17 protein-coding genes are annotated in these 14,648 nt (G+C 37.6%); 4 read left to right on the forward strand and 13 right to left on the reverse strand.

The features are described from left to right. Positions 1-201: 201 nt before the first annotated feature. The 5 genes from dapA to HXV90_RS10180 form a co-directional block, all read right to left on the reverse strand. Complete coding sequence (gene dapA, locus HXV90_RS10160; RefSeq protein WP_048391545.1) at positions 202-1,101, reverse strand: 4-hydroxy-tetrahydrodipicolinate synthase; 900 nt, start codon at positions 1,099-1,101, stop codon at positions 202-204. Positions 1,102-1,114: 13 nt separating this feature from the next. Next, positions 1,115-2,152 (reverse strand): aspartate-semialdehyde dehydrogenase, encoded by a 1,038-nt coding sequence (locus HXV90_RS10165; RefSeq protein WP_048391546.1) that lies wholly within the window; start codon positions 2,150-2,152, stop codon positions 1,115-1,117. Between the two features lie 82 nt (positions 2,153-2,234). Beyond that, a complete protein-coding gene (locus HXV90_RS10170) occupies positions 2,235-2,825 on the reverse strand; it encodes a dipicolinate synthase subunit B (protein ID WP_004224962.1) in 591 nt (196 codons plus the stop codon). Beyond that, positions 2,819-3,598: an NAD(P)-dependent oxidoreductase gene (locus HXV90_RS10175; protein WP_269898916.1), complete on the reverse strand. Its 780-nt coding sequence runs from the start codon at positions 3,596-3,598 to the stop codon at positions 2,819-2,821. The genes HXV90_RS10170 and HXV90_RS10175 overlap by 7 nt, the downstream gene beginning before the upstream one ends. 9 nt (positions 3,599-3,607) lie before the next feature. Beyond that, positions 3,608-3,871: a YlmC/YmxH family sporulation protein gene (locus HXV90_RS10180; RefSeq protein WP_004224966.1), complete on the reverse strand. Its 264-nt coding sequence runs from the start codon at positions 3,869-3,871 to the stop codon at positions 3,608-3,610. Positions 3,872-4,013: 142 nt separating this feature from the next. Here HXV90_RS10180 and HXV90_RS10185 point away from each other — a divergent pair, with 142 nt between their 5' ends. Genes HXV90_RS10185 through HXV90_RS10200 form a run of 4 tightly spaced genes read left to right on the forward strand, consistent with a single transcriptional unit; the run spans position 4,014 to position 6,489 of the window. Beyond that, positions 4,014-4,391, forward strand: a complete 378-nt coding sequence (locus tag HXV90_RS10185) for a GntR family transcriptional regulator (protein WP_048391548.1) — start codon at positions 4,014-4,016, stop codon at positions 4,389-4,391. Position 4,392: 1 nt separating this feature from the next. Beyond that, a complete protein-coding gene (locus HXV90_RS10190; protein WP_004224974.1) occupies positions 4,393-5,235 on the forward strand; it encodes an ABC transporter ATP-binding protein in 843 nt (280 codons plus the stop codon). A gap of 2 nt (positions 5,236-5,237) precedes the next feature. Continuing rightward, complete coding sequence (locus HXV90_RS10195; RefSeq protein ID WP_269898917.1) at positions 5,238-5,864, forward strand: ABC-2 transporter permease; 627 nt, start codon at positions 5,238-5,240, stop codon at positions 5,862-5,864. 10 nt (positions 5,865-5,874) lie between these two features. Then, the gene (locus HXV90_RS10200) at positions 5,875-6,489 is read left to right on the forward strand and encodes an ABC-2 transporter permease (protein WP_115673180.1); all 615 of its coding nucleotides are present in this window, start codon (positions 5,875-5,877) and stop codon (positions 6,487-6,489) included. 42 nt (positions 6,490-6,531) lie between these two features. Here the strand turns inward: HXV90_RS10200 and HXV90_RS10205 are convergent, their stop codons facing one another. From HXV90_RS10205 to rbfA, 8 genes are all read right to left on the reverse strand, one after another. Then, the gene (locus HXV90_RS10205; protein WP_269898918.1) at positions 6,532-6,657 is read right to left on the reverse strand and encodes a hypothetical protein; all 126 of its coding nucleotides are present in this window, start codon (positions 6,655-6,657) and stop codon (positions 6,532-6,534) included. Between the two features lie 179 nt (positions 6,658-6,836). Further along, positions 6,837-8,060, reverse strand: coding sequence for a M16 family metallopeptidase (locus HXV90_RS10210; protein ID WP_269898919.1), 1,224 nt, complete (start codon positions 8,058-8,060; stop codon positions 6,837-6,839). Positions 8,061-8,149: 89 nt separating this feature from the next. Beyond that, complete coding sequence (gene pnp, locus HXV90_RS10215) at positions 8,150-10,264, reverse strand: polyribonucleotide nucleotidyltransferase (RefSeq protein WP_048391556.1); 2,115 nt, start codon at positions 10,262-10,264, stop codon at positions 8,150-8,152. A 623-nt stretch (positions 10,265-10,887) separates the two neighbouring features. Beyond that, positions 10,888-11,406: a DoxX family protein gene (locus tag HXV90_RS10220; RefSeq protein ID WP_048391558.1), complete on the reverse strand. Its 519-nt coding sequence runs from the start codon at positions 11,404-11,406 to the stop codon at positions 10,888-10,890. A gap of 440 nt (positions 11,407-11,846) precedes the next feature. Continuing rightward, a complete protein-coding gene (gene rpsO, locus HXV90_RS10225; RefSeq protein ID WP_004224992.1) occupies positions 11,847-12,116 on the reverse strand; it encodes a 30S ribosomal protein S15 in 270 nt (89 codons plus the stop codon). A gap of 174 nt (positions 12,117-12,290) precedes the next feature. After that, complete coding sequence (gene ribF, locus HXV90_RS10230) at positions 12,291-13,238, reverse strand: riboflavin biosynthesis protein RibF (protein ID WP_103117593.1); 948 nt, start codon at positions 13,236-13,238, stop codon at positions 12,291-12,293. 12 nt (positions 13,239-13,250) lie between these two features. After that, positions 13,251-14,162, reverse strand: coding sequence for a tRNA pseudouridine(55) synthase TruB (truB, locus tag HXV90_RS10235; protein WP_269898920.1), 912 nt, complete (start codon positions 14,160-14,162; stop codon positions 13,251-13,253). Between the two features lie 115 nt (positions 14,163-14,277). Beyond that, the gene (gene rbfA, locus HXV90_RS10240; RefSeq protein ID WP_004225003.1) at positions 14,278-14,619 is read right to left on the reverse strand and encodes a 30S ribosome-binding factor RbfA; all 342 of its coding nucleotides are present in this window, start codon (positions 14,617-14,619) and stop codon (positions 14,278-14,280) included. Positions 14,620-14,648: the final 29 nt, after the last annotated feature.

Below are 14,648 nucleotides of genomic sequence, written 5' to 3' on the forward strand. Positions count from 1 at the left end.
ATTAAAAATACATGTTTCACGTAGGAAATAGATTTTCCTGCTATTTGCTTATTACTAGCAGATGGAAAACAAATATTGGCTATCCTGTATAAATAGAGCTAAATAAGTATTTGTAAGGACGAGGAGTTACAAATTTTGTACATACTTTTTATTTAAAAAATATAAAAAACGAGGCTGAAATGCTATCAGCCTCGCTCCTATTTATCTAAAACTTTTCGCTTTTTCTTGATACGTATCCCAAATTCGGTCAAAATTAGCTTTCTCTTCATCTGTCATTTCCATCATCGGCAAACGAACATTGAGTGTATCAAATCCTAATTTTGTCATCGCATATTTAATCGGTGAAGGGTTGGGCTGAGCGAACAGCGCACGTACTAAAGGTAATAAGGCTCGGTGAATTTGGGCTGCTAGCTTATGATTTCCTTCTTCAAACGCTTTAATCATTAATTGCATATCATTGCCTACCACATGGGCAGCTACAGAAATAACACCTGCTCCGCCAATGGCCATTAGTGGGAGTGTTAAACCATCGTCCCCACTATACACTAAGAAATCATCAGCTGGATCAACATTCTCAATAACATCACCCATCTGATCTAAGTTACCGCTCGCTTCCTTAATCCAAGCAATATTAGGAATCTTGCTTAATGCAACAGAAGTTTCATAGGCAACATTGACCCCAGTACGCCCTGGAACATTATAAAGCATAACAGGGAGACTAGTTTGTTTAGCAATGGTTTCAAAGTGAGCATAAATCCCACGTTGATTTGGCTTATTATAGTAAGGAGCTACAAGCATAATGCCGTCTGCTCCATTTTCTTCTGCCTTATGTGTCATCGCGATAGAGTAAGCTGTTTCATTATCCCCAGTACCTGCAATAACTGGTACGCGACCTGCTACTTTCTCTACTGTAAAGCGTACAACTTCAATTTTCTCTTCTGTAGACATAGTTGGGTTTTCAGAAGTCGTACCACAAGCAACAATACAATCAGTACCATTGTCTATTAAATGATTAATAATACGTTCTAGTTCTGGATAATTAATCGTGCCATCATTTTTGAACGGCGTAATCATTGCCGTTCCAATTCGACCTAAATTCATCCTTACACCCCTCTTATAGTAAGTTATCCTCAAGCATTGCTTCTGCAATTTGGATAGAGTTTAATGCGGCGCCTTTTAATAAATTGTCAGAAACGATCCATAGATGGAACCCTTTGCTGTTGTCTAAATCTTGACGGATACGTCCTACAAAAGTAGCGTCTTCCCCTTCTGCATAAATAGGCATTGGGTAAGTTTGTGTTGCAATATCATCTTGTAATACCACACCTGGTGCGTTGCGTAATACTTCGAAAATCTCTTGGATTGACGCGTCTTTCTCTACCTCAATATAAACAGATTCAGAGTGACCTGAAACGACTGGCACACGAACACAAGTAGCAGCTACTTTTAGCTCTGGTGCATGCATGATTTTTTTCGTCTCATTAATCATTTTCATTTCTTCGTATGTAAATCCATTATCTGTGAATTTATCGATTTGTGGAATGACATTACGAGCAATTGGGTAATGACGTTTATCACTACCAGACGGTAAAATATTTGCTTCTACATCTTTACCTGCATCCCAGTTTTCGCTTTGTGCCTTTAATTCTTGGATCGCAGAAATCCCTGCACCTGATACTGCCTGATAAGTTGAAACAATTACTTTTGTTAAACCAAATGCATGACGAATTGGTTCAAGCGCAGCTACCATTTGAATTGTCGAGCAGTTTGGATTCGCAATAATTCCCTTATGCTTCGCTAAGTCGCCTCGATTCACTTCAGGCACGACAAGCGGTACCTCTGGATCCATACGAAAATGGCTCGTATTATCAATAACTACTGCACCACGCTTAGCTGCTTCTGGTGCAAGCACAGCTGATACTGAACCACCAGCTGAGAATAAAGCGACATTGACGCCTTCGAAAGCCTCAGGTGTCGCTTCTTCAATTGTATATGTTTCCCCATTAAATTCGATTGATTTTCCTGCTGAACGAGCAGAAGCTAGAAATTTAATATGTCCAATCGGAAATTTACGTTTAATCAACTGCTCCATCATTTTCGATCCTACTGCACCTGTTGCCCCAACAACCGCAACTGTTAACTGCTTTGTCATCTGTCATCTCTCCTTGAATACATGTTCCATAATGTGTGCTATTGTATCACAAAAATACTGAAAATTGTGTGTAATCTCTTATTTATTTGAAATATTGTATCAACAGCGGTTGTAATTGCTTTTTCTGCGTAATTGCTGCATGAACAGTATCCACCATTTGCTCAAAATCAGCAATTAAAGAATTTGGTTTGGAGTGAGGGGCATCCTGACCAAAGGGAATAAAATATATATTTTTGGCATTTAACAGTTTCATAATATTTATGCCATTTAAGCCTAGTGCATCGTTTGTGGAAATACCTAAAACTACAGGCGAACCATTACGCAAAGTAGCCTTTGCTGCCATTAACACAGGACTATCTGTTGCCGCATTAGCAAATTTACTTATGCTATTGCCTGTCATGGGGGCTATGACCATTGCATCTAATGGATTGGATGGGCCAAATGGCTCCGCCTCTTTTATAGAAGAAATAACTTTTTCTCCTGTCAAAGCTTCTATTTTGGCAATCCACTCTTCACCTGTACCAAAGCGTGTAGCTGCATGTAAAACGGAATGGGTAATGATTGGAATAACTGTTGCTCCGACATCAATAAAATTTTGGATTTTAGGTACTACATCTTCATACGTACAATGAGAAGCAGTAATACCTAAGCCAATTCGTTTCCCCGTTAACAATTTTCTTCCTCCTCTATTGCCTTGCACAATATTGTAGCAGCATCATGTGCAAAGTATTTCCCAGGCAATGATGGCAATAGTACATACGTTTGTAATTGATCAGAATCTATATCTAAACATCCTGGCTCTGAAGCCAAGTCATATAAAACAGTTGGAACATGCTCTATAAAAGACTCTGTAATCCATTTAGCAGGAATTGTATTAATAAAAATGCCATCTGTAATAGACCATTGGCGATCATCTAAATTCGTGGCTTTATAACCATAAGCTTTTGCTTCACTCACTTGTACAACTGAACGTGCAACAATATGAACATTTGCACCCATCTTAACTAGTAAAGAGGCGAGCATTTTTGCGATGCGACCAAAACCTGCGATTGTGAAATTTTGTCCGTAAATACATTTTTGCTCGAGTCCGTAAAACGTGGCGATAAATCCCTCCGCTGTTAATCGAGCATTTTGCCAAATAAATGATTCTTGTTGTAAATAGCAAATAGATTCATTTTTCTCTAGTAATTGCTTCCAATGCATTGTTAATCGACCTGTATAAAATTTCACTTGTGATATACCATAGAGCTGCTCAACTTCTATTTTTAATGGAAGAATAGGTAATACGATTTTATTAGGCTGGAATTCTAAAACAAGTTTATTTAACTCTTCGTTCCATACAGTTGTTCTTTTATAAAATACTGTTCTCAATGGACTTCTTAGCATTGTAGCTAGTTCCTTTAATCGGGAGTCCTCACCGATAACAAGCCATTTTTCGTTTTCCAAAAGCTCACCTCACTGTAAATATTCTGACTGTACTGTAGATGTCTTATTAAATAAAATACGATCTTCACCAATTAAAATAATTTCGTGCCAAGGTATCATTTCACTAACTTTCATTTTCTTTTTTTGGAATGGTAGTTTATCTTTCACAATTTCAAAACCATGTATTTTCCCTGTTTGCACATCTAATAGGCATTCTGTATGTGCCAGGATGCCAAAATGTACGCCACCCTCAATTTGAATTAACTCCTTATCCACCATCTCAGATAGTAGCATGCCTCATCTCCCTCCTTGAGCCGTTACCTCAATATATGCGGACTTTTTGCAAATCGTGACCCCTACCTAAAGTACGAATATGTTGCATTTTTATCGCTTTCTGTATATAGTGTGTATATACAGTTATAAGAGGTGATGATTTGTGCATATCCATTTAAGTAATGCGAGTGAAAAACCTATTTATGAGCAAATCACCATACAGCTCAAAGAGGCTATTTTAGCTAATAAATTACAGGCTGGTGATGCACTACCGTCTATCCGCGCTTTAGCAAAGGATTTAAAAATAAGTGTGATGACCACTAAACGTGCCTATGCTGATTTAGAGCGAGATGGTTTCATTGAAACAGTCGCTGGTAAAGGGAGCTTTGTCACAGAACGAAATCAAGACTTTCTACGTGAGGAGCTATTACGGCAAGTAGAGGGGCATTTGCAAAAGGCAGCAAAAATAGCGAAAACCGCTGGACTTTCTGGTGAAGAATTACAAGAACTACTATCTTTAATGTTAGAGGAGGATAAGTAATATGAATGCCATTGAAATTCATGATCTACATAAGGGCTTTGAAGGCTTTTTTCTTAAAGATATAAGTTTTTCCGTCCCTCAAGGCACGGTAATGGGTTTTGTTGGAGAAAACGGGGCTGGCAAATCAACAACGATAAAATGCATGCTGAATTTAATAAAAAAAGAATATGGCGAAATTTTGCTATTTGGCAAAGATCATGTCGAACACGAACTATCGATAAAAAACGACATCGGCGTTGTATTTGACGATTTACATGTACCAGAAACGCTAAATGCGACGCAACTCGACAAAATCATGAGAAAAGTATTTCAAACATGGGATTCAGACTATTATTTTGAAAGATTAGCTCAATTTAAGGTGCCAAAGAGGAAGAAGATAAAGGAACTATCACGAGGAATGAGGATGAAGCTATCAATTGCCTTAGCATTGGCACATCATCCAAAATTATTGATTTTAGATGAGCCAACAAGTGGATTAGACCCTATTATTCGGGATGAAATTCTGGATTTATTTTTAGCATTTATGCAGGATGAAACGCACAGCATTTTATTTTCATCGCATATTACAAGCGATTTAGAAAAAATTGCTGACTATATTACGTTAATTCATAATGGTGAGATTTTATTGAGCGAGAGTAAAGATGCTCTATTATATGAATATGGTATTTTCAAAGGTAACAGTGAGGAAGTAAACGACTTGCCAGAGCATGCTATTCTAAGAACCCGTCCTGGTGCGTTTGGAATAGAAGCATTAGTTCTGAAAAATGAAGTAAATGAGGCTTTCAGACTTGAAAGGCCTTCTATAGAAGATATCATGCTATTTTTCGTGAAAGGTAGTGTTTAAATATGGTAGGACTTATCCTAAAAGATTTAATGACCATTCAACGACAAATGAAAGCACAAGCATTTGTTCTTATATTTCTTTTTGTGATGGCGATTTTTATGCAGCAAAGCGCAATGCTTCTAGCTGTTATTGTTTTTATTGTTACGATACAAGCGATAACTGCGCTTAGCTACGATGAACAAAGTAAGTGGGATAAATACGCTAATACTTTACCAATTTCTAAAGCGGATATCGTTTTTAGTAAATATATACTCAGTGTGATGTTAATGATTTTCGGACTTGTTATGGCATTACCTATCCTATTTTTTATCAATTTTTTTACCAATAACGACATCACTTCAGAATTTTTCCTAACGTTTAATTTGATCATAACATCGGCGCTCTGTTTATTAGCCGTATTACTACCTATCTATATTAAATTTGGCTCTATTAAAGGAAGAATAGTCCTCATTGCGTTTTGTTTTATCCCTGGCTTCTTAACGGGGATGTTTAAAGAATATATCCCTGATATGACTCAAACGTTTCTATATTTAAAGCAATATGTCTATTTAGCACCTTTGGGCGGGCTATTACTGCTCTACCTCTCCTCTCTAGTTTCTACTGCTATTTATAAAAGAAAAGAGTTTTAGGAGGGATCTCATGCGAGCACTGTTGTTACAAAGAATTGTCGTACAAAAATGGACTATTCTTTTTACAATGACGATATGTTTACTTCTTCATTTTGTACATTTACCTTTTGTAGATAGTCCTTCTATCGGATTATTTGTTGTCGTTATTTCAGCCAACATCGTAGATAATTTATATAGAGGCGACCGTCAAGTAAAGTGGACAATGTATGTCAATACGCTACCTCTATCAAAGAAAACACAATTGCAATCCGATTTTTTATTTTGCTATGGCCTTATTGCATTGCTCTTTATTATCCTTGCGCCTATGTATTTCTCACAACCTGATGCATCTGAAAATTTTATCGAGCATCTTGCTATGTACTTTGCTTATATAAGTAGCGCCTCTTTCCTCATCTGTAGTCAATTTTATATTCAGCATCTTGATGAAACAGAGAGAATGCGAACGGTTAGAATGCTTACAGCTATTGTGCTTATCATTCTGCTAAATTTTGTTATTCATTATTATTTATCACTAGTAGCTGCAAATTTAATTATCTTATTCATACCAACACTGGTTAGTATCCTCATCACTTTTCTTGTGTTTCACAAATGTCTTTATTTATATTTGGCAAAGGAAATTTGCTAAACATTCATCTAAAAATAGGCTGCCTTATTTGGCAGCCTATTTTTAATCGTGTTGAATAGCAAAACAGTCAATTAAAAGGAAATGGATTTCATTGCAGGCTACTTGCTTTCCTATGAGCATGTGCAGAGCGGCTTCCTTCGCTACCTCTCCATTTAGAGAGGGTGACATGTCTCGCTATCCCCTTGAATCAAGTACCTTCCCTCGCCAGTTCATAAAGTGTTACCTTCTGGGTAAAGGTTTTCACTACTCATTTTATGGAGGGCTGTTGTCACTTATCCACATTGAAAATAAATGCCAATCTCCTATCTAATAATAGCTTGAACAAATACTATCTTATTAAAATATCTTTATTCGCTAGGACCTATGATTGAGATAGCTGGCTCTGCTTTTAAAATTTTAGCAATCAGCCGATCCACTGACTCCATCGATACGGCATCTATCGATTTAAGAACCTCGTCTACTGTTCGATGCTTGCGATGGACAAGTTCACTTGTTCCATTTCGATTCATACGAGCTCCCGTCCCTTCTAATCCAAGGACAAAGCTTCCTTTAAGCTGCTCTTTCGCATTATCAAGCTCCTCCTCTGTCACACCACCCGCTACAATATCTAATAAAGTGGCATCAATCGTGTGCTGAAGCTGTGCTAATTGCTGTCGACTAGTACTACCATAAATCGTAAAAGCACCTACATCTGCATAACACGATTGATAGGAGAAAATAGAATAGGCTAGCCCACGTTCTTCTCGTACTTCCTGAAACAATCGAGAACTCATATTGCCTCCAATTATATTGTTAAGCGCAATAAAGCTATACATATCTGGATCTTTTACACCAATTGCTGGATAGGAAATCGCGACATGTGCCTGCTCTGTATCGCGTATTTTTGTAATTTCCCCTGGATAAAATGAAGGATTTGTCAGGACAGGCGCAATAGCATGCGGTGAAGGTTGATAGTGACCAAATAAATCTTCAATCGTTTGCATAAGCTGAGATGAAATATTACCTGCAATAGAAATAACAACGGACTCTGGCCCATAATGTTTATCCATATATTTTCGTATAGCATCTACTGTAAATGTCTTTAATGTAGCAGCCGTACCTAGTATTGGACGACCGAGTGCATCATTCGGATACATGACACCCCACAGCTTCTCATGAACGTCATCATCAGGAGCATCTTCGCTCATTAAAATTTCTTCTAATACTACTTGTCGCTCTTTTTCTAATTCTTCTTCCGCAAAGGTAGAATTGAAAAACATATCTGCTAGTATTGTGACCGCAAGCTCCGCATGATGATCTAAAACTTTAGCATAGTAACATGTATTTTCTTTCGATGTGAAGGCATTTAGCTCTCCTCCGATTCGATCAAATTCTTCAGCAATTTGACGAGCTGAACGAGTTGTTGTGCCTTTAAACAACATATGCTCAATAAAATGTGTGATACCATTCTCTTCAGGTAGCTCATAGCGAGAGCCAGCATTCACAAAGATACCTAATGCCACTGATCTTACATGATCAATTTGCTCTGATACAATTCGAACACCATTCTGACATGTATGTACTTGAACCAAACTATCTCCCCCAATTATAAAAATCCTCTACTTTTCTTCTTGCTACTATCGAAAAAGGCTGCGCAATTTACGCAGCCTTTTAATCAATATTATTTTTCTTGTTCAGCGCGCTCTTTTTCCTCTTGAATTACTACTTTGCGAGATAAATTCACACGACCTTGCTTGTCGATTTCAATCACTTTCACAAGTAATTGATCGCCAAGTTTTAAGACGTCCTCCACTTGCTTTGTTCGTTCCTCTTGAATTTCAGAAATGTGAAGCAAGCCATCTTTCCCTGGGAAGATTTCGCAAAAGGCGCCGAATTTTTCAATACGTTTCACTGTTGATAAGTAGTATTCCCCTACTTTTGCTTCACGTACGATATCTTCAATAATTTGTTTTGCACGTGCATTCATTGCTTCATCAGCAGAAGAAATATAGATTGTACCATCTTGCTCTGTATCAATCTTAACGCCCGTTTCTTCAATAATTTTATTAATTTGTTTACCACCTGGTCCAATTACATCACGAATTTTATCAGGATTAATTTTTACAATAACAATTTTTGGTGCAAACGCAGATAATTGTTTACGTGGCTCTGGCAGTGTAGCAAGCATTGATTCTAGAATATGCATACGTCCAACTTTTGCTTGTGTCAGTGCTTCTTCTAAAATATTGCGAGATAAACCATCAATTTTAATGTCCATTTGTAGAGCTGTTACACCTTTAGCTGTACCAGCCACTTTAAAGTCCATATCGCCTAAATGGTCTTCCATTCCTTGAATATCCGTTAAAATAGAATAATGTTCACCTTTTTTAATAAGGCCCATTGCAATACCTGCAACTGGTGCTTTTAATGGGACACCTGCATCCATCATGGCTAATGTAGACGCACAAATAGAAGCTTGAGAAGTTGATCCGTTTGATTCAAGTACTTCTGATACACAACGAATTGTATAAGGGAAGACCGACTCATCAGGAATGACTGCTTCAAGTGCACGCTCACCTAACGCACCATGACCAATTTCACGACGACCTGGCCCACGGATTGGACCCGTTTCCCCTACAGAAAATTGTGGGAAGTTATAATGGTGCATAAAGCGTTTTGACTCTTCCACACCCAAACCGTCAATAATTTGTACATCACCAAGCGCACCTAATGTACAAATAGAAAGTGCTTGTGTTTGTCCACGTGTAAACAGACCTGAACCATGTGTACGTTGTAATAAGCCTGTTTCAGAAGAAAGTGGTCGGATTTCGTCAAGCTTACGACCATCTGGACGAATCTTATCTTCCGTGATTTGACGGCGTACTTCTTCTTTTACCATCTTGTCAAGAATTGTGTACACTTGTTTCATTGTTTCGTCATCTGCTTCTTGCTCTTCATAGGAAGCGATAACTCGCTCTTTAACAGCTTGAATTGCCTCATCACGAGCATGTTTCTCTGCCGTTTGAATTGCGTCATGCATATCAGTCTCACAAGCTGCTTTTATATCGGCTTGAATTGCTTCGTCAATTTCAAATAGTGTCACTGGTAACTTTTCTTTACCAACCTCTGCCACAATTTGCTCTTGGAAAGCAATGATTTTTTTGATTTCTTCATGACCGAACATAATCGCTTCTAACATGATTTCCTCTGGTACTTCAAGTGCTCCCGCTTCAACCATATTGATAGCATCTTTGTTCCCTGCTACAGACAAATGAATTGTTGAGCGATTCGATTGCTCTACTGTAGGGTTTACAATGAATTCTCCATCAATATAACCAACTTGTACACCTGCTATTGGCCCATCAAATGGAATATCAGAGATCGCTAATGCTAATGATGAACCAACCATTGCTGCCATTTCAGATGTACAGTCAGGATCATTTGACATAACCATAGAAATAACTTGTACTTCATTACGGAAACCATCCGGGAACATCGGACGAATCGGACGGTCGATTAAACGGCTTGCTAAAATCGCCTTTTCAGATGGACGTCCTTCACGCTTAATAAAGCCGCCAGGAATTTTACCTGCAGCATATAGACGCTCTTCATAGTTTACTGTTAATGGGAAGAAATCAAGTGGTTTAGGTGATTTTGACATTGTTGCTGTAGCAAGTACAGAAGTATCGCCATAGCGTACTAATGCGGCTCCGTTTGCTTGTTTTGCTAACTGTCCTACTTCAATTACAAGTGGACGGCCAGCCCATTCATAGGAATAGACTTTCTTTTCGTTCATTCAATGAACCCCTCTCTATTATAAAAACACTTACTTCGTCTGTATGTACTAATAGTAAGTGTACCAAAAATGCTTGTTCTATGCTAAATAATATTTCATGAAATAATCATACATTTAAATTCAGTTATTGCCAATTTATTTAAGATTTATTTCATTATTTTATTGAAAAAGCATTTTTGGTATATGGTTTTTTCTATATTGATTCCTTCTTGACGAAAAGTAATGTATGTAAATGGAAATAACTGCTTCGCTAACATTAGTTTTTCAAATACAAGTTTAAACAATAGACTTATTATAACATGGAGCTTATCATACAACATCCTATAAGGTAAAAGAAAGTTGGATCATCTAGGAAAGTTAGTAAGTCAGGCAAATAATAGTCGGGATTTACATAGTGTTGAAAAGTAAAACCATCAATAGAATTTTTGTGAAAGTTGCGTAAGTGAGTAAAACTGGATCATCGGACGCCCAGTGAAACGGAAGTCACCCCCTCACCTTGCAAAAAGGGCTTTTCTGCTAGTGACATTTCTTTTTTCAACAACTTAAATACCCCACCCATATAATGGGCGGGGTATATTCAGACTAATGAGTAGTCTCCTAATATAAGATATGTAAAAAGTTTATTATGTAATTTTAACAGGTTGAACAACTTCTTTTTTCTTATTTCTCGCCATCTTTTCACCTATGATTGGCATAATGAAGCGGTCAAGCCCGAATTTCCCAGCATTATAACCAGCAACGGCTATAAAGATTGCAAGTAAAATATCCCAAGGATTGCTAGATATAGTACCTGCCATTAGGAAGGCAAAATTCATGACCATACCAAAAAATGCAGCATATGTCGTTAAGCATCCCAGAATTAATCCTAGCCCTACTAAAAATTCTCCCCAAGGCACAAGAATATTAATTAGCTCAGCATTTGGCAAAGCAAATGATTCAATAAACTTTACATACAGTGGGTATGCGAGCTCTTCTCCACTTGTCACTGGATTTGCAATAGCATTGGCTAAAAAGCCAGATGCATCAAAGCCATTAAACAATTTTCCCCAACCTGCTGTAAGCCAATGCCAGCCTAAATAAACACGAATAACTGTTAAAATACCTGCAACAATATTATTCTCTCTTAATAATTGGTTAAACATCCTACTCACCCTTCTAAATGATTTAGTTTACATTTCACCAACTATTAACATAGAAAGTTTTCTAACCCATAGCCATCGTTTACTAGTATTCAATGATAGCATTTAGATTGTATGATTGACGCTTATGTACCAATTTTGAGCCTCTATCCTATAATTTGCTGGATTGTATTTCATGAAATATAATAGCAATCTAGCCTTCAATTTATCTACTTCAATTACACTTGCAAATGATGATCACAATGACTATAAATGGGCTGTGAAATGTGATTAGAATATATCACCCTTTTATCAAGTATCAAATCATTTTTATCTATCGTTCATCGTAGTGTAAAAAAGTTATGGCTTATTGTTGAACAAAATTAACAAGATTATCTCAAAAAAAGACTGTAGACAAACATCAGTTTGTCTACAGTCTAATATAGGATTACTTTTGCTATTAATTAGCGACGTAAGCCTAAACGGTTGATTAATTCACGGTAACGTTGTACGTCTGTTTCACGAAGGTATTTTAATAAGTGACGACGACGACCTACCATTTTAAGAAGACCACGCTCAGAGTGGAAATCTTTTTTGTGAGTACGTAAGTGAGTATTTAGAGCATTGATTTCCTCTGTTAATACTGCAACTTGTACTTCTGGTGAACCAGTGTCACTTTCGTGAGTACGGTACTCAGCGATAATTTCGTTTTTACGTTCTTTTGTAATAGCCATTTGTATGGACCTCCTAAATTATAATTAATCCCCATTAGCACAGTAAACGTTGGAGTCATCGATATACCGAGCTAAGGTTAAGCATTTATGCACTTATGAATATTACCATAAATCACATAGTCAAGCAAGTAAAACGTCGACTTGGCTAATGTGACTACAGTAATGAAGTACTTCTTATAGCTGGTTAAAGTAACGGATTGCTTCTTGTTTATCCTTTTCAATTTGTGTTTTCAAGGCCTCAATACCATCGAATTTCCGTTCACTTCGTATACGTTTATACCATGCCACATGTACTTCTTCACCGTAGATATTTTTATCAAAGTTTAAAATATGGACTTCAATCGATAATTGCTTATCATTTGGATCTTTGAAAGTTGGCTTATAGCCCACGTTGCAAACACCATCATACCAGTTATTTTGTACAAGCAGACGAACAGCATAAACACCACTAGCTGGAATAAACGTTCCTTCTAATGCTTGGACATTTGCAGTAGGGAAACCAATAGTACGACCACGTTTATCACCATGGACAACAATCCCATTGATTTCAAACGGTCTCCCTAATAAAACTGTTGCTTCTTCCATATCGCCTTCTTGTAATAGCTTGCGTATACGGGTAGAGCTGATTTTCTCAACATCATCTGTTTTCTTCTCAACAATTGTAACGCCATAATCACCATTACTTAATAAACGCATATCTTCCATTGTTCCCTTACCAAATGCTCCAAACGAATAATCGAAGCCAGCTGTCACATGCTGAATATTTAATCCACGGATAAATGTATCAATAAATGCCGCTGGTGAAAGTTTGGCAAAATCTGAAGTGAAGTGGACAACGAATACCGTATCCACACCCTGTTCTTCAAACAGCTGTAATTTCTGTTGTAAGAGTGTAATATAAAAAACCTTTTCGTTACGTCCACCAAGGACTAATGAAGGATGTGGATCGAATGTCATCACTGCAGTTGGAATTTGTCGCTTGTCGCCCTCTTCCTTAGCTGCCTTGATAACTGCTTGATGCCCTCTATGTACACCATCGAAAAAGCCAAGAGCTAATGAATACGGCTGCATGCTTTCTCGTTGCTGTAATTGATGTGGGTATTTTAAATGAATGACCTCCATTGAAAAATCCTCCTACTCTATCGTCGGAAACATCTTATGTGGCTTCATCAAACCATCCTTTGTTGGGTGAGCTTGATAAACCGCAACTGCCTTTCCATTGATTCCATACACAATTTTATCATGACTATTTAATAATGCATCTGCTGGAAGCACTTGTCCATTGAAAATTTCTTTTTCATTGGCATTCGTAATCTCAATATATGGATAGTCTGCTAATGCATACTCGACAGGTAAAATGCAGGAAGCTACTTGCTCAGTCTCCATTAGCTCAGCAACCTGTGCTAACGTAAAACAATTATCCTGTGTAAAAGTACCAGAAGCAGTACGTACAAGCTCCTTCATATGTGCTGGATAGCCAAGAGCCTCACCAATTTGCACAGCTAGTGTTCGAATATATGTCCCTTTACTACAAGCGATACGTACTGGAAATGTGATTTCTTGTCCCTCATAATGTGCTAGCTCATCAAGTAGCTCTAAATTATAAATTGTTACTTGGCGAATTGGTCTTTCAACACTTTCACCTTTTCGCGCATATTCATAGAGGCGCTTCCCATTAACTTTTACTGCTGAAAACATGGGTGGTGTTTGTTCAATAACTCCAGTCAATGAAGCTAAAACCTCTAACAACTGCTCACGAGAAAATTTTTTTATCGTAAGATCTTCTTCAACGGTTTCACCTTCTGCATCCTCGGTTGTCGTGGTACGACCGATTGAAATGATTGCTTCATAGGTTTTCCCTGCGTCAGTTAAATATTCTGCTATTCGTGTTGCTTGGCCAATACAAATTGGTAGTACGCCCTCAACACCTGGATCCAGTGTACCTGTATGCCCAACTTTTTTTGTCCGCAAAATTTTACGTAATTTAAAGACACAATCATGGCTTGTCATGCCTCTTTCTTTCCAAAGCGGTAAAATACCGTTCATATAGCTCCTCCCAAACTGCTTACTCTATCATTTATTTATTCATTGGCAATATAACTTTTTCCATGAAGCTAAAAAGTCTGCCTGCATAAACATGCATGTGGCAGACTTTTTTAGCTTATTCTTTGTGTAAATCTCTTAACAATGAATCAATACGGTTCCCATATTCAATCGATGAATCAAATTCAAAGATTAATTCTGGTGTACGTCGTAAACGAATGCGTGATCCGATTTCAGAGCGAATGAAGCCCGAAGCTTTTACTAAAGCTTTAAGCGTTTCCTCTCGTTCACGTTCGTTGCCTAAAGATGTAATATAGATTGTCGCTTGCTGTAAATCACCCGTTACTTCAACACCTGTAACAGTCACAAAACCAACACGCGGATCTTTTATTTTACGGCCAAGAATATCACCAAGCTCCTTTTTCATTTGCTCGGCAACACGGTTTGAACGTAGAGACATAATTTGTCACCTCTATTTCGATGTACAGA

Origin of the sequence: Lysinibacillus sp. JK80 (genome assembly GCF_027557635.1) — a bacterium.
Lineage (GTDB): Bacteria > Bacillota > Bacilli > Bacillales_A > Planococcaceae > Lysinibacillus > Lysinibacillus capsici.

Coding starts and splice junctions, on each gene's coding strand:
- HXV90_RS10200 (WP_115673180.1), top strand. CDS start 5,875: ATGCGAGCACTGTTGTTACAAAGAATTGTCGTACAAAAATGGACTATT.
- dapA (WP_048391545.1), bottom strand. CDS start 1,101: ATGAATTTAGGTCGAATTGGAACGGCAATGATTACGCCGTTCAAAAAT.
- ribF (WP_103117593.1), bottom strand. CDS start 13,238: ATGGAGGTCATTCATTTAAAATACCCACATCAATTACAGCAACGAGAA.
- truB (WP_269898920.1), bottom strand. CDS start 14,162: ATGAACGGTATTTTACCGCTTTGGAAAGAAAGAGGCATGACAAGCCAT.
- HXV90_RS10220 (WP_048391558.1), bottom strand. CDS start 11,406: ATGTTTAACCAATTATTAAGAGAGAATAATATTGTTGCAGGTATTTTA.
- HXV90_RS10180 (WP_004224966.1), bottom strand. CDS start 3,871: ATGCTACTATCTGAGATGGTGGATAAGGAGTTAATTCAAATTGAGGGT.
- pnp (WP_048391556.1), bottom strand. CDS start 10,264: ATGAACGAAAAGAAAGTCTATTCCTATGAATGGGCTGGCCGTCCACTT.
- rbfA (WP_004225003.1), bottom strand. CDS start 14,619: ATGTCTCTACGTTCAAACCGTGTTGCCGAGCAAATGAAAAAGGAGCTT.
- HXV90_RS10165 (WP_048391546.1), bottom strand. CDS start 2,152: ATGACAAAGCAGTTAACAGTTGCGGTTGTTGGGGCAACAGGTGCAGTA.
- HXV90_RS10190 (WP_004224974.1), top strand. CDS start 4,393: ATGAATGCCATTGAAATTCATGATCTACATAAGGGCTTTGAAGGCTTT.
- rpsO (WP_004224992.1), bottom strand. CDS start 12,116: ATGGCTATTACAAAAGAACGTAAAAACGAAATTATCGCTGAGTACCGT.
- HXV90_RS10195 (WP_269898917.1), top strand. CDS start 5,238: ATGGTAGGACTTATCCTAAAAGATTTAATGACCATTCAACGACAAATG.
- HXV90_RS10205 (WP_269898918.1), bottom strand. CDS start 6,657: ATGTCACCCTCTCTAAATGGAGAGGTAGCGAAGGAAGCCGCTCTGCAC.